This window comes from Robinsoniella sp. (assembly GCF_034124845.1).
This window is the reverse complement of the sequence record NZ_JAWYAJ010000306.1, coordinates 1-23,890: the sequence shown is the minus strand read 5'-3', so window position 1 is coordinate 23,890 and position 23,890 is coordinate 1. Positions and strand designations below refer to the sequence as shown.

At 39.8% G+C, this 23,890-nt stretch carries 16 protein-coding genes; 2 read left to right on the top strand and 14 right to left on the bottom strand.

Annotated features, from left to right (window positions below; translation table 11 throughout):
• Positions 1-120: 120 nt before the first annotated feature.
• The 14 genes from ACH2DQ_RS15485 to ACH2DQ_RS15420 all read right to left on the bottom strand — a co-directional run bounded on the left by ACH2DQ_RS15485 (position 121) and on the right by ACH2DQ_RS15420 (position 22,028).
• Complete coding sequence (locus ACH2DQ_RS15485; RefSeq protein WP_394911011.1) at positions 121-7,800, bottom strand: endo-alpha-N-acetylgalactosaminidase family protein; 7,680 nt, start codon at positions 7,798-7,800, stop codon at positions 121-123.
• A gap of 250 nt (positions 7,801-8,050) precedes the next feature.
• Positions 8,051-9,793: a S8 family peptidase gene (locus tag ACH2DQ_RS15480; RefSeq protein WP_394911010.1), complete on the bottom strand. Its 1,743-nt coding sequence runs from the start codon at positions 9,791-9,793 to the stop codon at positions 8,051-8,053.
• 86 nt (positions 9,794-9,879) lie between these two features.
• A complete protein-coding gene (locus ACH2DQ_RS15475) occupies positions 9,880-10,491 on the bottom strand; it encodes a TasA family protein (protein WP_394911009.1) in 612 nt (203 codons plus the stop codon).
• On the bottom strand, positions 10,491-10,685 hold the full coding sequence (locus tag ACH2DQ_RS15470; RefSeq protein WP_394911008.1) for a hypothetical protein: 195 nt from the start codon (positions 10,683-10,685) through the stop codon (positions 10,491-10,493). Before ACH2DQ_RS15470 ends, ACH2DQ_RS15475 begins: the two co-directional genes overlap by 1 nt.
• A 274-nt stretch (positions 10,686-10,959) precedes the next feature.
• Entirely contained in the window at positions 10,960-11,589 is a 630-nt protein-coding gene (locus ACH2DQ_RS15465; RefSeq protein WP_394911007.1) for a TasA family protein, read from the bottom strand.
• A 103-nt stretch (positions 11,590-11,692) separates the two neighbouring features.
• Complete coding sequence (locus ACH2DQ_RS15460; RefSeq protein WP_394911006.1) at positions 11,693-12,319, bottom strand: SipW-dependent-type signal peptide-containing protein; 627 nt, start codon at positions 12,317-12,319, stop codon at positions 11,693-11,695.
• A gap of 119 nt (positions 12,320-12,438) precedes the next feature.
• Positions 12,439-12,954, bottom strand: coding sequence for a signal peptidase I (locus tag ACH2DQ_RS15455; RefSeq protein ID WP_394911005.1), 516 nt, complete (start codon positions 12,952-12,954; stop codon positions 12,439-12,441).
• 64 nt (positions 12,955-13,018) lie between these two features.
• Positions 13,019-13,585: a SipW-dependent-type signal peptide-containing protein gene (locus ACH2DQ_RS15450; RefSeq protein WP_394911004.1), complete on the bottom strand. Its 567-nt coding sequence runs from the start codon at positions 13,583-13,585 to the stop codon at positions 13,019-13,021.
• A gap of 12 nt (positions 13,586-13,597) precedes the next feature.
• Positions 13,598-17,641 (bottom strand): fibro-slime domain-containing protein, encoded by a 4,044-nt coding sequence (locus ACH2DQ_RS15445; protein ID WP_394911003.1) that lies wholly within the window; start codon positions 17,639-17,641, stop codon positions 13,598-13,600.
• A 142-nt stretch (positions 17,642-17,783) separates the two neighbouring features.
• A complete protein-coding gene (locus ACH2DQ_RS15440) occupies positions 17,784-18,227 on the bottom strand; it encodes a hypothetical protein (RefSeq protein ID WP_394911002.1) in 444 nt (147 codons plus the stop codon).
• 11 nt (positions 18,228-18,238) lie between these two features.
• Complete coding sequence (locus ACH2DQ_RS15435) at positions 18,239-19,447, bottom strand: BTAD domain-containing putative transcriptional regulator (protein ID WP_394911001.1); 1,209 nt, start codon at positions 19,445-19,447, stop codon at positions 18,239-18,241.
• 195 nt (positions 19,448-19,642) lie between these two features.
• A complete protein-coding gene (locus tag ACH2DQ_RS15430; protein WP_394911000.1) occupies positions 19,643-20,617 on the bottom strand; it encodes a MucBP domain-containing protein in 975 nt (324 codons plus the stop codon).
• Positions 20,614-21,378 (bottom strand): hypothetical protein, encoded by a 765-nt coding sequence (locus tag ACH2DQ_RS15425; RefSeq protein ID WP_394910999.1) that lies wholly within the window; start codon positions 21,376-21,378, stop codon positions 20,614-20,616. Before ACH2DQ_RS15425 ends, ACH2DQ_RS15430 begins: the two co-directional genes overlap by 4 nt.
• Before the next feature lie 2 nt (positions 21,379-21,380).
• Positions 21,381-22,028 carry a SipW-dependent-type signal peptide-containing protein gene (locus ACH2DQ_RS15420; RefSeq protein WP_394910998.1) on the bottom strand — a complete coding sequence of 216 codons (648 nt, stop codon included), beginning with the start codon at positions 22,026-22,028 and terminating at the stop codon, positions 21,381-21,383.
• A 273-nt stretch (positions 22,029-22,301) separates the two neighbouring features.
• Here ACH2DQ_RS15420 and ACH2DQ_RS15415 point away from each other — a divergent pair, with 273 nt between their 5' ends.
• Positions 22,302-23,264 carry a transglutaminase domain-containing protein gene (locus ACH2DQ_RS15415; protein WP_394910997.1) on the top strand — a complete coding sequence of 321 codons (963 nt, stop codon included), beginning with the start codon at positions 22,302-22,304 and terminating at the stop codon, positions 23,262-23,264.
• Positions 23,265-23,301: 37 nt separating this feature from the next.
• Positions 23,302-23,890: type II secretion system F family protein (locus ACH2DQ_RS15410; RefSeq protein ID WP_395027333.1), on the top strand; the 589-nt coding region annotated here is incomplete at its 3' end.

Genomic DNA, 23,890 nt, shown 5'->3' with positions numbered 1-23,890 from the left:
ACTACCATGTTATTTTACGATACAAAGCTTTATTTTTACTACTATGTTATTTTACGATACAAAGCTTTATTTTACTAACCATGTTATTTTACGATATAAATCTTTATTTTTACCGCTGTACTACTTTACAATCTTAAGCCAAATACTATCACTTTTGTTATTATAAGTTTTAACCGTAATCTTTACTTTACCTTTTTTCAGTGCCGTTACTTTTCCGCTTGCACTTACTGTAGCAATTTTAGGTTTACTGGAGGTGTAGGTTACTTTACCTGCACTTCCCTTTGAAAGGGTCGTCTTCAGTTTCATGGTTTTCTTTACTTTTAATCTGTCTGATTTCGCTGCCAGTTTAACACTTTTTGGCTTTTTCTTTACGGTAATGGTACAGCTTGCACTTTTATTGTTTGGTGTTGTTACTGTTATGGTTGCGGTACCTGGCTTCTTCGCCGTGATCCTGCCTTTTTTATCAACAGTTACAATCTTCTTTTTGCTGCTTTTCCATTTAAGGGTGCCTGCGCTGACACCGGATGGCTTCAGGTTCACAGTTAACTTAAATTTCTCTTTTTCTCCAAGCGTTTTTTTCTTCACATTTAGCTTAATTGAAGAAACAGTCTTTTTTACTAAACCTTTTACTGCCTGATTCAGTTTGTTATAGAGTGCATCTACTGTTTTCTGGTCCGCATTTACATTTGCCATTACTGCATCAATCTGTGAGAACAGATCTTTTACGGCTTTCACTGTTTTGTCTGTGTACTTGCTGAATGAAATTGCCTTTGCACTTTGATAAGCACTGTTTAACTTTGTCTTATCTGCGCGTTTTACCAGCTGGCTTTCTGCCGCTTTTGCCTGTGCAAGTAAGTCTGAACCTTCTTTTTCAGATACATTAGAAGTATCTGCCAGAACTGTTTCGATTCTTGCCAGAACCTGCTTCATAGCGGCGAAACTGTTGGATGTATAAGCAGCATCTTTCCCGTTATAAGTATTGTAAATGGTTCTGAGACTATCAACTACATTCTTTTGTACTACTTTTACAAGTGATTTCTGTGCAGCTGTCATTCTGACAACGGCTGCGTCCAGTTTCGCCTGTGTCAGGTCAGCACTGTTGGCAATTAAGTTCTCAACTTCTTTGATTGCATTTTGTAAAGTTGTATAGGAATCTTTTGTATAATTGCCCTGTACTACTTTCTTTGCTTCTGTTAATGCGTTCTGAGCTTCTACAATTTTAACAAGTCCGTTGATTGCATCATTCAGGTTCTTTGTTGCAGCATCTACTGCTTCCTGGTCCTTACGGTCTACCTTCTTGGCATTTTCCAGCGCTGATGCCAGTCTTGCGTAGCTGATTGCCGTGTACTCAACCGGATTCTTAGCTTCTGCCTGTTTAATCAATTCATCCAGGGCACCTTTTATCAGATCTGCTGCTGCTTTTTCCAAAGCATCATAAGCTTCTTTCATCTCTGCAGCTGTTGTGTCCTGACTGTCTAATGCTTCTTTTGCTGCATCCAGTGCTTCTTTAAATACTTTCCAGGATTGTGCTGTGTAATCTGCTTCCTTTAAGTCCTTGTTTGCATCATACAACTGCTGTAACTGGTCTTTTATATCTGTGCTATATTTCACACCGATATTATCTAAGATCAATGCATATGCAGATGTTGGATTGGAATCTGTAGGTTTTAAAATTGCTTTTTCATAGAAGTAAATCTGATAATCCTCAGCATCTCCCGTTGTAAAAGTTCCTTTAAATGTTGACTTTGTATTCTTATCTCCGGTGGTCGGGGTATGGTCCAGTTTTACCTCTGTAGCATTATCATGGTCTTTGAATGCCAGTTTACCATCTGCTCCCTGGCTAACCGGTTTCACATAGACTACATAATCGCAGCCATCTTCTAATGTATAATCAAAGGTTAAATCATAAGAAGTATTCGGCTGGAGTTTTAAACCGCTTTCATTGGTAACCACATATCTGCCCACTTCATTTTCGTTGAGTTTTAAGGAGTTTTCTCCATCTAAAACCCAGGTCATTACAGGTCCTACTTCGTCTTCACCCGGTTTTACAATTACGTTATTGTCATTTGCATTGCTTCTGTCGGATGCGATATGAATTTTTCTGGATCCGCCGCCATATTCTAACGGTCCCCAGCCTTCATAGGTGTTTTCAAAGTCTTCATAGAGCACATAATCTGAATTGTTTACATCATCTTCTTTTGTTGTATGCTGCCATACTTTTACGTCGTCAAATTTAACCACTCCATCGCCTTTTTCTGCGGTCAGCTTAATCTGTGCTGTGGTTACCCCTTCCGGAACGGTAAACTCAACATCCATTCTCTGCCATCTGGTTCCCACATACTTGAAGGAAGAACGGTGTACACCGTCTTTTCCGGTAACAAAGTTTGTATAAGGCTTACCTCCAATGGTCACTTCAATAGAAGATTTACGTCCGTTCTGAGTTTCTGTCCAGACACCTACGGTGTAGTCCTGACCCGGCTTCAGACCTGTCATTTCCTGGGTGAGTGTTCCACCCTCGCTCTTAAACTGCGCATAGCGGTCCCAACGGTTTTCGCTCATTTCTTTTGAGATATCATAGTTTTCTTTACCCGGTACGATCTCAATGGATGCATCCCCGGTTTTTTCCCATACGCCGCCTTCGTCTGCAAATTTTTCTGCATTGAATGCAAAATCTTTTGCAGGGCTTCCTTCGCCCCAGTCTCCTGCTGCTTCCAGTACCTGAGTGCTTGTAGAAGGATATAATACATATGGTGTATTTTTCTCGCTGTCGATGGTGATTGTGCCACCATTATTCGAGATTGTGCTAATTTTTACTTTTCCCTGTTGTGTGGTCTCATATAAATCAAAGGAAGCAACTTTCTTAAATTCATCTGTCAGTTCCCAGGTTGTGGGATTGCCTGTTGTATTCCAATGATACAGTTTTGCGCCTCCGTTAATATCTAACTTGTCGCCTGTTTTGATATCCCAGCTCCATGGAATCAGGGAAGTTGCCTCTCCTGCATGGCGTTCGCCTTCATCTGTTGTGGTTCCGGTATCAGCCCAGGATGAGATTAATTTTCCGTCCTGACGTAATTCCACCATCTTTGTTTCTTTATTTCTTTTGGAGGTAACATTTCCTTCAAACGTAATTTGGTCTGTTTCTGATTTTAATACACCAAAATGCTGCATGAATTTTGTAGGAAGTACTTCGTTGTAGAATACGGTTACACCCTGCTGTACATCGGTCTTAGAATCTCCCCAGGTAGTTACAACCGGGATTTTCTGTCCTTTGAATAAGGCGTTTCCAACAAAGATGTCCAAATCATTTTTAACCATTCTGTAAAGAACGCTCTTGTTTCCTTTATTCGGATATCCAAGGTCGGTACCCCAATGGGTAAAGGTAACACCAGGCTCAATCGGTCCTGAGAACTCCGTACCTACTTTAACCCCAAGGTCATTGATATAATCTACTAATTTGTAAGCATTATAATCATTTCCTGTATATACATCAATATAGTAGAAATCCAGTCCTTTATCTCCTACTTTTGTTAAATCATAAAGGTCTTTGAACCGTTCCTGAAGCTGTCCTGTTACAACATCTTTCGTCTGGTCTACATAGTATGCAGTATCAATCCAGTCCCAGCCTTTTGCAAGTCTGTCGCTTTGATATCCGGCTGCTGTAGCTCCGCTTAAGTTATTATAATATAATTCATTTGCATCCAGATGATATTCGGTAGCATTGAGATGTACACCGATGCTCATGTTATATTTATCGCCTTTGTCGATAAGGGTTTTGAAGTCTTCCACTCCACCCTGTCTTACACCGACATTCGAGTAGGAAGGAATATCATCATCATGGCCTTCTGCCTGGTACCCTTTGTGAAGTACCATCTGACCAAATCCATCCATGTAATTATACAATACCTTACCTGTATCTAAGGAATTGAGGAATGGATCATTTGCCTGGCTGGCAAAGTTAAATGCAATATACATCATATTGTTTGCCATGTCTTTGGCGCCAAACGCTTCTTCCAGGATGTATTTCCGATGTGCTACTGCTGCATCCTGCCAGTCAACATTCTCGTCTGCATTTGCATCTTCTGTAATCACAATTTTTGCCCAGGGCAATTCTTCTTTATCGGTGGTGTCGCTGTAACGGTAAGTCCATTCTCCATTTCGGATCTGCGCTTTTTTCACCAGGGACTTTACGGATTTCTCCATTACCACTTTATTTCCGCCGGACATTACATTGTTTTCAATGGAAGCAGCCAGACCATTTCCACTAATCATTGCCATGGTGGTACCTTCTGCACCGCTCTTTTCCATTTGTGACATATCATCCGCTAATTCTTCGGATACGCCATGCCATTGTCCATTTGATTTTGTCCAGGCATAGGAGGCGCCTTCCATCTTGTCATCTGCATAAGCCCAGGTATTTTCTCCCAGTGAAAATGTTTTTACTTTAACGCTGCCGTTTTCTGCAATATCTGTGACTTTAAATTCTACCACATGATTTTCTGCTACAGAAAGTGTTGCCTTTATGGTTACACCTTTATCTGCAAAATCCATTACGTATTCGAAGGTACTGTCATCTTTCTTTGTTCCGGTAACAGCCGGTGATACTTTTTCTCCGTTGAGAACTACGGTTCCCAGCTGATCTTCCTGACCTCGCATGGTCTTGTCATTCAGCTTATAGGAGAGAATACGTGGGAATGACTCATCAATCACAGCTGTCAGTCCGTCTTTTTGAATCTCAACCGTTTTCTCATTTGCAGTAAATAACGGAAGGGAAGCTTCCTCAATCATTTCAAAGTTATCAAATGTCAGTTCTTTGCTTCCATACCAGGACTTTATACCAAAGAGTCCGGGAGTACTTGTCATAGATTCCATGGTAACGGAACCCATATCTGTTACTAACCCATCTTTATCGGTAAATTTCAACTGTACGGTGTTCCCAATCAGGTCGATTGCTACCTTATAAGTTTCACCTGCTTTTAAGGAAAATGTCTTGCCAAATCCCTTGGTACTGTCATCTACATTTACACGCCAGTTTCCATTGATATCAACCTCTACCGACAACCCTCCGGTAAAGTCTGTGTCGCGGAAGACGAAACCATAACGTCCGCCCTGCATATCATCTCCAACGCTTGGTGTGAAATCAAATGTGGTATGCACGTCTTTCATCGGAATTGAATCTTTATTTAAGAATCTGGTGACACCCGGTACTTTTATGGTCAGAGTACCTGCTTCAGTATTATGTATTGCATTATTGCTGCCATCAAGAGGTTTACTGGACTCCCAGTTAGGAGTATATAATTCCCCAAAGGTTTCTTCATATACACTGAGTTCCTCTGCACCCATTGCATCGATTTTTACATTCATTTTCCCGGCATTTGGATTGTAGATACCAAATCCGCCCTGTGTCTTATCATAAGGAACTTCTTTTACAGTTCCAACCGTCTGGTTATTCACCTTTAAGGTCAGATTTCCTTTTACTATTTCCACTCTGAGAATATAATCTGTATTAGCTGCAATTGCTTTGCTGCTTCCAATCGTTGTGACCTTTGATCCATTATCCAAAACCCATTCGGAAGCGGAGGTATTATAAACTTTTACATTTCCGATCTGAATTCCGCCAGCCAGCTGGTCTGCCTGCATTTTCACCTGGAATACGCCATGTTCCGGCATTCTGATATCGCTGTTAACAGCCGCTGCTTTTCCTGCAACTGCACCTTCCAGATATCCATTATTAATCTGAGGTGTTTCCAGGTCTTCCCAGTTAACCGCTGCAATTGTATCATAGTACTCTTCATAATATACTTTATCCAGAGGAGCTGTTGAGATATCCTCGAACTTTTCCGTATAAAGCAGATCATCCACATAAATCTTACCGGTCCCTGCTATTCCGGGATACCCCATTCCAATAGAAACCCCTGCCGGAATGTCAGCCGCAGATTTTTTTCCATTGATGCTGAGTGTTACTTTGTCTCCGGTAAATGAAACCGCCAGATCGTTCCAGGACTTTAACTTTGGTGATTCTGCTTCGCCTGTTAATGGATACGTCTGATCGCCTAAGACAAACTCCCATTTATTTTCATTGTACTGCACAATTCCAGTGCCGATCTTAAGACCAAGGTCCGCATTTTCTGTCTTTACTTTTACCCCAAAGGTTCCCTGTGATAATTCTACGGCATCTCTTAATTCAGCCATGCCGCTGACATTTGTTAAACTCAGAACCTTATTGGATCCTTCCTTTACAATTGCAGGTGAGCCCTGGCTCCAGTTTCCGGTGATACCATCCTGGAAATCATTTTCATATTTCACGATAGCTTCCGGCTCAATAATTTTATTTGTGTAGGTAACATCATCGATTAATACGGCAGTATTTCCCCAGGTACGGATACCGAACTGACCCGCTACACCATTTTTTAATACATCCAGTGTAAAGGTTCCTACCGGCTCTTTATTTAAATAAACAGTGATTACACCTTCCTGGAAGTTGATGATTAAGTCATTCCAGGTACCGTTAACTGGTTTTTGCATTTCAATACTAGGATAACCTGACTGATTTTCTACAACCCATTGTCCTCCATCCCAGTTTAACTCACGGAACTTATTATCCTTAGCACCAAAACGGAATCCAAACTGCTTCGGTGTGCTGTTAGCAGGTGCAACTGCTTTGTAACGAAGAGATAATGTTCCCTCTTTGATATCCGGGGAATCCAGATCTACCACTCTTCCTTTACCAGCTGCAATCTTCAATACCCTGTTTCCGGTATCTGTTGTCTCGATTGATGCAGCATTGTTACTCCAGTTTGGTGTATATTCCGGATCTTCATAATCCTGAACATATTCCACAACATTGGATGGCTTGTCCTTTGTACCTACACCTTCCACCTTGAAGTCGCTGATAGATATAGTTGCAGGTGCGCTATACCATTTAAAGATACCTACCTGACCTCTTTGGTTAGCCAGTTCATCGGTCAATACATCCGGAATAGCTTCATTAAAGATAACCGCATCATCTACCGCAATGATTACCTTATCTCCATAGAATCCTATCCGAAGTCTGTAATCTGTGTTTTCGGCTAAAACCGGTCCTGAAAAGCTTTTCCACGAACCACCTGCATTTTGAGCCTGAATCACCCAGCTTCCTTTCACATCATATCTTACAGAAATACCGTTTGAATCATCATTTGCCTTGAATAAAAAGCCGATTCTTTCTCCCTCCGACTGATATTTAAAAACAGTTGAAATAACACCAGAGGTAAGATACGGTGTATTATCCCAGGTAGCTGCAAACTCGTTGCCTGTAAGTGACTCAATTTTCATAGTCAGTCCATTATCTACCGTCGCTGTACCTTTACCAGCTTTATATGTAAATGGTTCCGGCTGATTGGACTGATAGTTATTACCATATGAGACTTTTTCCTGCCCTGCCGGTATGGCTGCATACATCTCATTCAACAGGCTGGCAAATGCTTCATCCGCACTAACTCCTTCTTCTGCCGCATTAGCAGCATTCTTCTCCTGCAATTCACTCTCGGTCTCTGCTGCCTCGGTTGCAGCCCCTTCCGATGGGATGCCTTCTGTTTCACTTGTTGATTCATGCTCCTCTATATCCGTTGTCTCACTCTGCACCTCTGTTTCCTTTACAACCTCTGTTTCTATGGGTGTCTCCATTACCTCAGATCCATTCTCCTGCAGTTCTGCCGCATGCACAACCGCAGATGAGAAAATACCTTCTGCACTGGAGCATACCAGACATAGAGATAATGTAAAGCTGATTATTCTCGCCGCCAGATGCCTCTTGTTCCTCATAACTTTTATCCTCCTGATACTTATTATTACAGAAACCTTTTCCTGTTACCCACAGGATAAATTATATACTAATTTTTAGCAATATCTTCTATGCAAATAAGCAATATTCCACAAAAAGAGACCTCGATTACACAAGTGCACCTTAAATTTAACCACCGTTTTTCATTGAAAATTCATTGTTTTATATCTTTTGTATATTACGTTTTCTTTCTACTGTATTGTCAAGTTAAAATACATATAAAATTTATTTTTATCCCGGCAGGCTGTCTTTTACACATAAAGTTCCATATCCTAATGTGGGATTTGGGTAGACCCGCTCTACATTTAAGGGCCTCGCTCCCCGGATCAGGTAAGCTTTCACTTTTTCTCCATATAAATAAGGATCATTTCCCATTACCATTCCCCACTGCATTAACATTGCGGCCGCCCCGGTCACAAAAGGCGTTGCAAAAGATGTACCGGAAACAGTGGTATATCCTCCTCCCGGTGCCGCTGTTGTGATATCTACTCCGGGCGCTGACAAATCTGGTTTAATCTGGCTGTTATCCCGGTTATATCCTCTTCCTGAGAAAGGTGCATAGGTTAAAAGCCTGGAATCGTAGGCACCTACTGCAATGACTTTCCTTGCAGTGGAAGGAATCGTCAGCGTTGTCTCTACCGTCGGCTGATAAAATCTCGTACCTATTCCCACCGCTGCTGATGCCGGAAGCCAGACATCATATCTGCCTTCTACAATTCGTTTTGGTGTGAATACCAGCCTCCAGATTCCGCTGTCGATATAAGTATCCCTTGGGATAAAATCAATATAGATCTCCTGTGACACACTGCTGGGGCTGGGCTCTCCATAGTAGATCAGCAGCTGTGTCCCGCCTGCAATATAGCGCTGTGGTCCCAACACTTCCTGCAATGGTCCGATCACCTGTCCTGACGGATGTACAATGCTGATGTCAAATTCATCCACATAAGACTTCCAGATCTGGAGATTTATACTCAGTTCATTATTAACTATCCCAAATTGTATCTCCACAGGCTCATTGTTTCGCAAAATTCCCGAAGTATGCCCCCCGGTACTCCCCTCATTTCCCGTTCCCACTGATATTGTTGATTTCCATAGATTTGATATATCATCAATATACGTCTCCAGCAGCCCGCTTCCATCATGTGATCCATACACGGTTCCAAAGCTGAGATTAATCGCAACGGGCTTCTGGTATTCGATAGACTTCCTTATCACATAATCCAGTGCCTGCATCAGTTCTGTCGTCCTGGGAAATGAATTTGGCCGCGCCAGTCCCAGTTTTACAACAATTATATCACTTTCATAGGCAACCCCCCTGTATCTCCCATTAGATGCCCTGCCATTACCAGCCGCTATGCCAAGTACCTGGGTACCGTGGCCACTCAAGTCCCTGGATGGCACAACCTGGGCAGCCTGAACTTCTCCTTCTGTTTCAGGGTTTAATGCGGCGTTGATCTGTGCCTGGTCAAATTCTGTTCCGATTTTAAATCCGGGGGGAGGGTTCCCCGGCAGTGTCTGATCCCAGATATTCAATATGCGGGTACTTCCGTTGGGATTTCGAAAATCAGGATGGGTATAATCCACCCCCGAATCAATGACTGCAACAATAATGCCCTCACCATTCAAATTAAATGCTGGCGTCTGCAGCACATTCATACAGGAAGCCGCTCTCCCCTGATTTACGGAAAAAAATAACCGCTTTGGCTTTTCAATAAATTCAACTTCCGGCTGTGCAGCAAGGAAATCAATCTTTGATTCCGGTAATGTTATAATTGCGTATTCATTAATTAATTCCACAACCTGAATGTCTTCGCTCTCAAGTCTTGAAATGTCTCCTGAGTACTTTACGATAATTTCCCATTTTTGGTCTACAGGATCATACCCCACGTCCAGGGTCAGGGATTTTTCCCGCTCTTCCGGTGTAGCATCCAGTGCCAGATTCAGAAGATTTTCTATTTTTTGATCATTTGCCATAACCTGTTCTCACCCTTAATCTGCAATTAAGGACGGAAGATTAAACAATCTTCCGTCCTTAACAATTATTATTACACTATATGATTTTACTTTGCCTGATATTCTATAATTTCATCCGGGCTGCTAACTGGCCAGGGTGCATCTTTCCCAAAATCCGGTGTTACATTTCTGGCCTGAATTGCTTCAACATTAAAGATAATTTCTATCTTTGCTGAATTAAATGCATTTGTCCATGAAGTTGGGATCTGCATGGTATAGATATTGTCCGCGCTTCCCTGATCTTTTAACAACGGAATCTTATCATTTCCAGTTACAATCTCTTTATAATAGATATAATCACCTTTCAGTACCCAGTTTTCACTTAAAGATGCTCCAAATTCAGAAGATCCATCTGGGTTAAACAGTGGGTAATCCACGTCATTTACGTTTACTTTCGGTGCTGCTATTCGAATATAGGAATCCTGACTGTCTGCCGCTAAATTAATAGTAGGGTCTTTCCTAATAGGATCACCCGGCAATAATGACTGATAGTTTTCTTCTATATAATTAGGCTCTTTGATCTCTACGCTGACAAAACCAACTGCCAGTTTATTATTCACTGTATCTTTATCCGTGAACCAGGCTAACGTAGCTCCCACGGTCACGAGACCAACAAGGGCAGCTGTCGTAACCAACAGCGCTATTTTTTTCTTAACCATTACTCTTCCTCCTCTACACCTATGGCAGAATCCATCAAACGGATTAACTCTAATGTACTACGAAATGGCTGTATTCTTTTTTCTTCCACCCAGTTTACCGTTCCCTGCCATGTTTGATTTTTTCTGCTTTTCACTGTAACAATAAACGTCTTTTCTTCATTTTTATTTGAACCATCCATACGATCTGAATCCATTCCTTTCCTCTGCCAGAGCATTCAACCGACCATTAGCAAACAATCTGTTTCCCTGCTGATATATAATCTGTAGTATGTAACTATAAATTCAACAAGCGTGTTTTCAAACTGCCTTTATCCGGTTGGCTGCTCCGCTTCACAGGAAGCGTCAGTGCAAGATTGGTGGCGTAGTGGGGTTACGTTCTTAATCTGCACGGTCGCTGCCTGTTTCATGGAACTGCCGGATCAGGCTATGAATTTTCAAACACGCTCTGGTAAACCTTACTGATTATTCTTATTCTGGTTGTGTTGGTGCCGTTGTTTCAGTTGTTTCCGTTTTATTTGTTTCTGCCTGAATGTCTTTTCCCTCAGAATCTTTCCATCCTGTAATTAAACCTTCTGCATTTTTAGCTGGTGTAAAGCTATCAGCCTGAATTGCTTCGGCAAATACGTTAATCTTAAATGTCAGACCAGATACTTCATTGCCCCAGTTTTCCGGTATTTTAACACTCTGGAACAGATAGTCTGATGCGCCCGCTGTCATCGGTGCCTGATAATAATAGTATCCGTCTGTTGATAAGAACCATTTCTTTGTATCAATATCAATTAATGGCAAAATGTCTGTAATCTGATCCTGGCTTAAACCTACAAATTCAATTTTCGCACGTACATATGCATCTAAAGAACCGTCTGCTACTGTAATTTTAGGGTCTTTTACAATACTCTGGTTTGGCTTCACATCTGTAATTGTATCATCCGGATTTTTACTAAACTCCGGCTCTTCTAAATCGATGTCAACTTTCCCCATTGTTACAACGTTTGTCTTACTGTCTTTATCTGTAAAATATGCTAAAGTTGCTCCAACTCCGATTACTGCCACTAATGCTACTGCTGCTACCATCGTTAATATTTTTTTCTTTTTCATAATTTATTTACCTATCCTCTCAGTTTATATTGGTATACTGTAATTGTGGTACTTTTTATAGAATACACTATTAGGGTTTATATATTAATTATGGAAGTACTGATTAATTTGTCTCAGGATTCAATGCTCCATTTAATTGTTTTGTTGCTTCTGCCAGTGCAGTTGCGTCATCTATACCATCCGCCTGAATTGCAGCTGCCACAACTTTTACTGTACCTACAGTACTCTCTATCTTACCTTCTGCTTCTTTATTATATATAACGCTTGTAAAGACTGGAGGAAGTAATTGATCTGCATTCTTTTTCACTACTTCTGTATTATATTTATAGATCCCATTTAAATTTTTAGAAGAATCTGCCTTAACCCAGTTAGAACTATCCCAACCTTCAATTTTAAAGTTGTTACTTACTAATTCGTCTGCTCCGCTAACCTGTACAAATACCCAGCAATCAGCTGAATCAGCCTTAACCGTAACTACCGGTCTCTTAGCAACTTCCTGTCCGGGATACATATTTTTACCGTCAACTTCATCATTCCAATCTGGTTGCTTATCAAAATCTTCTTGTGAATTTCCAGTTTTTTCATCCAAATCAATATTAACTTTACCAACTGTAAATGTATTTTGTGCCACGTCTGTTGTGCTTGTTAAGTACGCTAAAGTTGCTCCAACCATTACCACACCTGTTAAACAAACTGCTGCTACCATCGTAATCAAACTTTTTTTCTTCATCCTATTATCTCCTATTCCTTTTCTTATTTATTTGCTCTTTATGTTTATCTATCTTATGTATCCAGTATATAACAATCCAGTCACACACCGGTCATACAGAGATAATAAAATGAAATTTTTTATTCTTTATTTGTTTCTTTTTTCGTGTCTTTTTTCTCTTCTTTACTAAATATTTCTGGTAAAAAAACAAGTAAAATCAGTATAATAAATATGCCGCAGATCCCTGCAATTCCAAGGGGAGTTTTGGCATAAATACTGATGTATCCCAGCAGCGGAATATGAAATCCAACCTTACCAATCACACTGGATGCTGCTACCGGTTCCGCGTCTTCTACTGCATTTGCATCTCCCTTTGTTGTGATTGACTGTTTCTCCTGATCCACATCTTTTATTCTATGTGTTACCACCGTATCGCTTCCCATATGAAAGCTAATTACATCCCCCACTTTTAAATCATCAAACGGAGCTTCCTTAACATAAGCAATGGAACCCACACCTATGTTGGGTTCCATACTTCCGCTTAAAACTGCCATCGTTTGATATCCAAAAAAGTGTGGTAAAATTAAGGCTGCTGCAACAATTGCTAATATAATTAATAATAAAGAACTTAATATCCCACATACTTTTTTTAACATCTTTTCTCCTCCAAGCTTCTCATGTTTCGTGTCATATATTTTTCTTTTTTAACAAAAATATCTATTATTTTGCACTATAAATCTTCCATATTCTATTTGCTGATTCCACATTAAAATCCCCGTTTTCGTTTAATGCAGATATCACTTCTCCTGCATTATTAACGGCTTCTGCCTGCACCGCTTCCTGATATAGTGTCATATCAAATGGTTCAAACTTATCTTTATCTTTTATTACATATTTGCTGAATAATGACCCTGTACTTTCTCCCGGTTGAACAACCGCATTATAATAATAAAATCCATCTTTTTCATTATAAATCCATAAATTATTCTGGTTTCCACCGGAAATGCCAATATTACTTTCTGCACTTTGGGGAGAAATGGTCATTCTCATACGGATAATACAGGCATTTTTTCCTGTATTTCTTACAGATGGCTCCTTAATACCTTCTGAAGCAACAATATTTTCTTCTATATCTGTTGTCACATTTCCTACGGTAAAAGTATTTTCTTTTACCGTAGAAACATCTGAATATAATGCAATTGTCATACCAGTAATACCTATTGCAGCCACACATACCAGCACCAGAGTGGCCATCAATGCTTTTTTATTATTTATAAATCTATTCATTTTATCCACTCCTTAATTTTCTTTATTTCCTGTCTGCTTTACACGATCAGGTGTAATTATAATGTTGCCATTCTCATCCATGGTAAATTTATTAATCACGACATCTGTATGGGAATAATTGTCAGGATTAGTACGAATATTCTTAAATGATACCGTCTGTTCAGATGCATTTTTAGTTAATTCCGCTTCTTTTATATTGCCGCCTTCGCATTCATATCTTATAGTTTCCAACTCTGTTACTTCATAAGTTCCCAGTGGTAAAAGTTCAAAAGTTTTTTCCTGAGTCATTGGATTACCACTTTCAAAACGCATGGTATATTCAAACATTTTTCCGGTTTCTAAATGTCGTATCTGGAAAGTAAAAATTGGATCACCATTTTCATAATTTGCAGTATCAATTGTCTTTTTAATCGTTAAATTTCCTAATAACAAAGTATTTGTTACGATGACTTCTGCGTTCTTTTTAAATAATAGTTTACCGGAAGCTTTTCCATCAGTGCTCAGAATATCTGCATTTTTCACTTCGTAAGTTTCTTTATCGTATTTGGTAAAGTTCTTATTTAATTCATCCAAATTAGATTCCTTTACTTCGAAACTTGTTCCTGACGGAATCTTAGGAATTCTAATTTGATCGCCTGCTTTTACATATATCTTACCTTTTACTGCGTGCTCGCGGTTTTCGTCTTCTTTTGCCTCATTTCGAATAAACTCACCCTCAAACAAATGACCACCTACTGTAACGGTTAATTCATAAGTATCTTCAGAGGAACCAGAAGTTAATACTTTTTCAATTACCAGATCCTGCAAATTATCTCCGGTACAAAAATTTTGAAAGTTAACTGTAAGATCTGTGCCAACTACAAGTGCCTGGCTTCTGATGATAAAGCTAGACCCGTCCTCACCCTCAATAATTGAACCATTTGCTGTTGTTAACTGTACATCATTCACAATAAATTCATCATACTGGTTCTGAACAACATCTGTCTCTTCAACAAAATACTTTTTCCCCATATCAAATTGTGTGAATTGGGCTGTCTGGCCATGTTTTAAAGTAAAACTGCCATCCTCTTCTGTCAGCATTTCTTTTGTTTTGCTGCCATCGATCAGTGTATATGCTCCATCCTTCACCAAACTATATTTTGTAGAATCATTATTACGGATTACATCTCCATTCTCATCTTCTACATAAAGTTTAAAATTAAAGTTTACGTCACTGAATGACCCTTCATTTATATTCCCAATTTCTTTTGTAATATTAACACTTCCCTTAGGAACTGTAGGGATATTAAATTTTAGTTTGCAGTTAGATGCTCCGGCACCACGCTCCATGTAGAATACTTTAATTTCATGAGCCGTATAGTTTTTGAAATAGTTCTCTCCTTCGGCAAATTTAGACATATCTGCATTTGCTGCTTTAAATAAAGCCTTTATGTTTGTAGGAGTAACACCCTGAACATTTACATCTCCTGTTTGGAAATTAATGCTTCCGCTGCGTGCATCATGACATCCCCCAATATCCAATACCAGAACTCCGTCAATGAAAACCCACATATCATCATCACCGTTAAACTCAAAAACCATAGGACTTCCGTCAACGATACCGTCTTTCGGCTGTGCAAAGGAAGCACTCATATTTAAACCAAAATGATATGTCGTTCCCTGGGTTTTATATAATTCTTCTCCATATCTGGCATCATTTTGGCTTAATGGATTTCCCTGTTCGTCATAATAATTTTTGTTCGTACTAAGTTTTCCATTCTCTATTTCATTGTAAGGCATAAAATTTCCACGCTGATAGTAGAATATATTGGAATTATTTGGCGTACCGATCTGCTTGTATACAGAGAAGTTCCCAGCATTATCTCCTGTTTGATTTAAGTAAGCATAGTTATCAAAACTACTATAGTAAAAATACTTACTTTCGTCGTATACACTTTTCAAAAACAAGTGATTTGCGTTTGCCTGAGTTGAATACCCACCCTGTGGGTCAAACCATTCTTTTAATGTTGTTCCTCTGAGATCTTTGTTACTTCCAGATTTTCTAATTGCTTCACCAAATTTTGTACTAAATACCGGGTACCCGTCTGCATCTAAATTGTTTTGCACCATCCCCTGTTTGACCCCTCGGCCATATTCTGTCTCATTCCATACTCCGCCTGTAAACTGATGTTCATTAAATGGATATTTAAACATATTCAGTTCAATACCTTTACCTGCACTATCCACTGTATCAACTGTTTCCAGTTTGTCAATGTATTCGAAATATAATTTATCGCCATTTTTCACATTATACCTTTCATTGTTCGTCCAGTCTACTTGCCATCCAATATTATTTTGATTTTTCCAAATCATTACATTACTTACATTTTTTTGTCCATTCCATGAATTAGATGTCATGTAGGCACGACTGAAAGATTTATTTTCAAGTACATTTTGTTGCTTTTTATCTTCACTCTGTATCCACTCATTTATTTTACCTGAGGATACATTTGGATAAGATCCTGAAGTTTCATATTTAAACTCTAAAGGTTTGCTAAGTAAATCATTTCCACTTTTATCAACAATGTGGATATTTAAGCTCTGAGTTGTAGTTGATTGACTCGTTCCATTCTTATTTGTCCAAACAAGTGTAAAAATGGAAAAACTGTTAACTTGAAAATTAGTAGTAACCACTTCTTCTTTTTTATTTACATCTACGGATGCATGCTTCACTTCTTCAACAACGACATCCTTATCTTTGCTTTCATTAAAATGGTATAATGCAACATTCTGTTCTATATCGTTTTCTGCATTATCATCCGTTGTATTTGCTGCATTTTCCGGTTTTACACCCTCTTTAAAATCCATAGTCACTGCTACGTCTCCGGAAGGTTCCACCTCAACACCATCTTTTACAAAACTAATATCATATGCCAAAAATCCTGTAATTGTATCAACCTCTGATTTAACATTGGCTTTTAACAGACTCTCTACTCTGTCTAATTCCTCTTTTTCCACAACCGGCACAACTTTCAGTTCAGCTCCTCTTGGAAGAATCCCTGCTTCGCTTAAAACTGCCTTCACCGTTACCTGGTCATCATCGTATGTATATTCCGTTGTTGTATCCGCTCCATTCCAGGCGATTGCGAACTGGTTTACGTGATCTGATTCAAATGCAACTGCGCCTACTGCTAAATCGGAATCGCAATTTAAAACAGTTGTTTTATCTTTCAGGTCTGTTACATTAGTCTTTCCAACTTCAATTTCATCTGCTGTGAACTGTAAAACCTGTGCCCTAGTTGCTTTTAAATTCATTCCTTCGGTTTTGAAGATTTCAGGAAGGACTGCATTTTTGAAGTTGATGGAAACTTTCATTTCATCATTTATCTGATAAACCACACCATCTTTTTCAAAATAAATTTCATAAGCGTTAAATCCATCAATTGGTGCCGCATCTTTTTCTGCTTTTTCATTTATCATGTCATTGATCTTGTCATAAGCAGCTTTTTCTGCTTTATCTGATTCCGGGCTGTTATCTGAAATTGTTTTATTTATAATGGGTTTAACCACTAACGCTGCATCTGCCAAAACGGTATTCACATTCTTTAATGACACTTCAACTGTCATCTCATCGTTTTCAAAGAGATATTGTGACTGCATTTCTTCCGAATTGCTTTCTGTCTCTGTCAAAGCGGTTTCGCTTGTCTCTGATGTCATTTCGGTCTGCATTTCTTCCTGACTTTCACTCTGTACTTCACTGTCAGCCTCTGTCTCAGGAATACTTTCTGCAGCCGGTTCCGTATTTATTTCAGTTTCCGGTAATGAAGCAGCTTCTGTTTGTACCTCAGTCATTACGACTGGTTCTGTTTGTGCATCTGCCGTTTCACTTTCCACCGGAGCTGCTGTCTCAGCCTGACTGGTTTCATTAAGCATTTCTGCCTCTGCTGCCGTCCCCGGGATTTCTGTGTTATCCGATTTATCCGCCGCCAGTACTACTCCATTGGAACCTAAAGCAGATACGATCATGGCCATACATAAAAGGATTGCAGTTAATCTTTTTTTCATTCTTATTTTCATGTGGATCCTCCTCTGATATACTATCTATTCTCTTTCAGATATCAACTTATCCCGTTAATTCTTCGTTTTATAGATTTACTATATCAAAAGCAAGTCACAGACTGGTCACAGCAAACAAACTAAGTGAAAAAATATGGTGATATCATAAATCTGATATCACCACATGATCTGTTACTATTTGTATCATCTGAATGGCACCTTCAAACCTGTCCAGCATTTCCCCCTGCAGGCTATGTACCTCTCCCTGCCAAGTAGAATGCCTTCTGCTTGTTACGATAACATCAAAGGTTGCCATTGTGCCTTTTTGCTTTAAAATTTCCTCAATATCCATTTCACTGTTTGGATTCATCGAAAAAAAAGAATGTGAATGCTCTTTTAAAAAACTCCTTTTTTCCTGAAACGCCTGGGGATAACCCGCTGCATCAAAAATTTTATCCACCTCAATTAAGAGGCTGGAAAGATCCTGAAACTTTATTTCATCCTTTGACAACCTGGTGTAAGCCCTGCCCTGAAAATAAATATCTTTTTTTTCGTCTATACAGATTCTAAGAGCATTCATCAAGTAATAAGACTGTATCTTTTCCACAAATGCTCCTCCTATTCGTTGCTTATATCTCCAAAATTAATTTCTTCCAGACTGCTTCTTATGTTAAACTTCTTCCACTTTCCCGAATTATAAAAATTGTCTTCAATTCTCTTCAATACCATCTTCCCGGATTCATATGTACATGTTGGCAGCAACACTACATACTGTGATCCGCTGTACCTGGCCGCTACATCTCCTGCCCGAAGACAACCAAAAGCATCCTTTACATGATCCATGGCCCGTTTCAGCATGGAAAGATAAGTTTCTGTCCCCTTTTCAATATACTGGGGCGGATTAATCGTGATCAGCGCAACATGAACTGCCATTCCAAATCTCTGCGCCTGCCTCGCCTGCAGCCTGTATATTTCACGGAATATCCCGTACTTGCAGAGAAATACCCCCTGTGGTTTCGCTGCTTCACACAGATCGTCCTGAATTCTTTTAATATCCAGTTCCTGGCTGTTCATTTCATTTAACAGCGATTGATATATTTCTTCCAGCTGGCTGGACGGTTTCACACCCAGATTTTCATACAAATGTTCAACCGCTCTTGTATAGTACTCCTGGGCAATTTTCTCTTTGTGCTGTCCAATAAAAGACTTTATCAGCAGATAGTACAAATATTCATCCAGGGAGTCCATGGATATTGCCTTGCTGCAGACATTCTCCATCTCCTCATAGCTGCCCGCTTCTTCATATAATTCCGCCAGGCTTTTTACTGCCGACAAAAACATGGAATGATAATAAGCAGACAGTGAAATCACCCAGTGTTCGGATGAGATCTTAGGCAGATACATCCCGGTGTACAGATCAACCGCACGCCGATACTGAGTCATTTGAGCCTCTGCATCGTCTTTTATTCCTTTTGCATTTTTACAACACAATTCAAATTCTTCACAATCCACCTTAACCGTTACATCCGGATTCCAGTAGTATGATCCCCGTCCCGTCAGAATATAATCTGAACTGCCCAGCACCTTCTTCATAATATTCCTAAGACGGTACATCAGGTTTTTTAATGCCCCTACCTGATTATCAGTCTCATCCTCATTCCAAAGAAGATCTCCAAGCTCCTGCACCTGGATCATTCTGTTTCTGTTATTTAAAAAATAAGTTAAAAGCCTCGTAACCATGACAGAACGAATATTATCATCATTCAAAATATTCTTTCCGTCAGTCACCTGAAAATCGCCAAACATCTTCACATGTAATTTGTTCAATTTATTCTCCATATTAGCCATAAGACATTATTCCTGTCATTGTGATTATTTTATGCCAATGCCCCATATCATCAGAACAATGATATGGGGTATCTGCAAGTTATCTATGCCTATCATAGCACTAATATTCTCATCATGCAATCTTCAGGGCCTATTATATTTACATCTTTCATAAATCTTAATAATTTGCTTCCATTATCTGCGCCTTCTGGAAACTACTGTCTTTATTCCAAATGCTGCCGCTGCTGCAAGCAAGATTCCAAGTATAACATATACAACTGTATAATCATTTTTTACCTCAGGAGCCTTTGCAAGCGGTACATCTTCGTCTTCTATACTAACCGTTTCCTGTTCCGAATCAGTCTCAGGAGAATCTGCCAGAGGAACCTGTTCATCGGGAATATTTACCGTATTCTCATCTGCTCCCGGCTGAGTATTGTTATCAGGAGCTGCCTGCTGATTGTTATCAGCATTATTCGGCGTATTGTTGGCATTGTTATCTGCAGTATTATTTGGTGTTGTGTTTGCCGGTGTATTGGCTGGTGTTGTTACCGGCGTATTATTTGCTGCCGGGGTTGTCGGTGTAGTCGGCTGGTTATTATCCGGCGGATTCGGCGCTTCTGTAGCCGGCGGGTTTGTCTGCGGCTCCGTCTGCTGTACATTGGATTGATTTGCGGTATAGATAAACTGGATTTCAGAACTGGAGTCTGACAATACTACCGATTTCGATTTCTGATCTACGGTATAACCGCTGATCAGTAATGCGGATTCTGTAATCTTATTTCCGCTCTCGCCCATTGTAACTTTCGTTGTGGCAAGCTGATTTCCATTTGTATCCACATATTTTACTGCATACTCTAATCCGTTTACAACTGGAACATATTTGGCAACATATATTTTTTTTCCGGTTACCTCCGTTCCGGCTTCCTGGGGTTCCTCACTCCATTCCTTAAAGACATATCCGGTTTCCGGAATAGCATAAGGACTATTGGGAAATCCCTCACCATACGGGATATTGTAAACCACTTTCTTACCGTCGCCCTCACTTAAAGTTCCATGGGAACCTCCGCGAAACACGATCTCATAACTTTTTGCCGCTTCTGCAGAAAGTACAGGCACTGCCAAAAAAATCATCAAAAAGCATATCATCAGCATACTTATTTTTTTCATTTTGACTCCTCTCCTTTCCCTTTCCTTTTATGGCCTGCTGCTATAAAAATGACAACGCAGAAACAGGCACCCATCATGCCGGCAAAAAGCAGAATTGGCGTATTATCACCTGTTTTTACTTTATTCGTAGTCTGATTTGTACCGTTGCCGCCATTGGTATTTCCATTGTTATTATTGTTATTATTGTTGGAATTGTTATTATTTGTATTTCCCTGATTTTTATTAGTGTCCGGCTCCGACTGGTTCGCAGCATCGTCATGTGCAACCCGGAACGTAAACTGGATAATACCTTCTGTTTCCTGATAGCTGTTATCCATAGAGTCGCCGTCTACATAAACTTCCATATCAATGTCAGTGGATTCTCCTTTGCCCAGGCTTTCCAGCAGGAAGTTTTCTCCCATATATCCTTCGCCAAAGCTTTCCAGACCACCGATCTTTCCTTTGTAAAACTGTTCCCCGTCTCTTTTCAGGGTAATTTCAAATACTGCACCGCCTGCGCCCATTTCACGAAGAACCTGGGCACTCATGTAGAATTTCATCTGCTCATAGTCATCATTCGTCAATGTGATCTTCTGGGTTCTTGTTTCCCCAGGCATCATATTTTTAAAATTATCAAACAGATCATTGCTTCCGTTTAAAAATATAAATTCCTTGGCATCACCATCAAAGGTAACGTTGGTATCACTGTCAGCAAATACCACCATATTCATTTGTAAAAGCAAGGTCAATATTATGCAAAAACTAATTATTTTCTTCTTCATATTTATTCTTCCTCAACTTCCTGAAGAACTCCGTCAGCATCGATTTTTACTTCCAGTCCCCATTCCGAAAGCATGGCATCTTCCGCTCCGATTACCTGGATCGCATCTGCTTCTACATCAAAAGCGATGGAAAGTCCTGTATAAAGATTTTGTTCTTTACTTGGTATATTTCCGATTTGTATAAAATCCATTATTTTTGAGGTGGACTCTTTTGCATTCAGGGGCTTGCGATAGTAAAAATACATCTCTTCACCATTTTCATCATCATCCTGAATAATCCAGTCTTGCTTTTGATCGGTTAAAATGGAGATATAATTTGCATCTGCTTCCGGATTTTTCTCACCATTGCGGTCTTCCCAGCTTTTATGCAATGTTACTCTTAAATACAGCGGATTATCTTTTATATTATCCACATAAATTGCCTCCGGTATTTTATCGCCCGGCATTCCGGTAATGCTCTTAATATCGCCCTCTTTTATTTCTTTCCCGCCATTTGCCGTTTCTTCCATAAGCTGAATCCCAATATTTCCGGCACTGATTTTATTTTTAGAAGTTGTTTCCGCCTGAAAGGATGCCACCGTCCCGCTTATCAAAGTCGCCGCTATAAGCACTGCTGCTGCGCCGATTATTATGAAATTTTTCTTTTTCATAGCTTTTTTCCTTCCTTGTAACTATCAGAACTGCCGTGCATAAAACTGTGAATCAACAGCTGTAATCCACAGTAATAAAGGTAAAGCAGTACTGGCATTTAATAATACTGATGCACTTTATATTTTGATTATAATGGTTTTATGTCACACTCCAGTCACACGGAATGATTTTCACAAAATATATTGTATTTACTTCAGAGCATTGCTATAATAGGCATTATTACAGCAAAATAAAACGTAATTGAAAATGCTCAGAGAGAGGGAGGTATTACTATGTATCCCTGCAAACTTCATAAATATGCCTTTCTGATGATACTGTTAATAATCAGTATCATTTTATCAGGCTGCGGCAATTCGGACGATCCGGCTCCTGCTCCTTCTGAAAATACCTCCGGGACAAGTACAGGCTCCGGTTCCCGTCCTAACACGCCCAGGGTCCTGACTCCACAAGCTGTGGGAACAGCGGTTCAGACAGATGAGTATGCTTCTATAGATACCTCTAACCTTTCAGAAGGCTATTTTATGGTAAAGTACCTGGGCAATGCATCGAAAGTGAAGCTGCGCGTGAAAGCTTCCGATAATTCTACAAATGACTATAACATTAAAAATACCGGAAATTATGAAGTATTTCCCCTGTCACAAGGCAACGGAAACTACGAAATCATGGTATGCGAACAGCTTGCCAACGATAAATACGCCATTGTAACTTCTTTGTCTGCAGATGTGAAGCTTACAAATGAATTCGGTCCTTTCCTGTATCCGAACCAGTATGTAAATTTTACAGCTGATTCCCAGGCTGTAGAAAAAGCAGAAGAGCTTGTGAAGGGGGCTTCTACAGACCTGGATGCTATTACTTCTGTTTATAATTTTGTCATCGGTAACATTACGTATGACACAGACAAGGCGGAAAATGTACAGTTTGATTACATCCCCAATGTGGATGATACTTTGAAGACCAAAAAGGGAATCTGCTTTGACTATGCCTCTCTCATGGGCAGTATGTTGCGGTCCCAGGGCATTCCCACCAAGATCGAAACCGGATATTCCGGGGAAGTGGTTCACGCCTGGATCAGCGTCTATACAAAGGAAGAAGGCTGGATAGATGACCTGATACAGTTCGATGGCAAGAACTGGGCACTGATGGACCCCACCTTCGCGGCAAGTGGGAAAAACAGCAAGAAAATTCAAAAATACATTGGAGATGCAAAGAACTATACCACTAAACATACCTATTAACCGGTCTGTATAAATTTGCGTTTCGAAAGGAGTTCTTATGGCAAAAAAAGCCAATAAACCGTTATCCAATACCGAAATATCCTTTTTCTGTAATCAAATGGCAATGATCCTCCAATCTGGTATTTCTTCTATTGAAGGGATCTCAATTATGCTGGAAGACAATGTGAGCCCTGATGGAAAATCTGTCCTGGAATCTATTTATCATACTCTGGAAGAAACGGGGAATTTTCACGCAGCTGTCAGTGACTGCGGTGTGTTTCCCAAGTATTTTATAGATATGGTTGAAATCGGTGAACAATCCGGACGTCTTGACGATGTAATGTCCTCTTTAGCAGAATATTATGAACGGGAAGAAAACATTGCAAAGGGGATCAAAGGTGCCATTACATACCCCTGTATTATGATTGGTCTTCTCTTGTTTATCGTTGTAATCCTGATTGTCAAAGTACTTCCTATCTTTAATCAGGTTTATATTGAACTGGGAAGCCAGCTTACAGGATTTTCCAAAAGCCTGTTGAATCTGGGCAGTGCCCTGAGCCGTTATGCCGTTCCGGTAATCGTTATTTTCGTAGCTTTTGCTGCGTTTTTATTCTTCAACGGTTCCAAGCTGCGTTTTTCCAAGACCC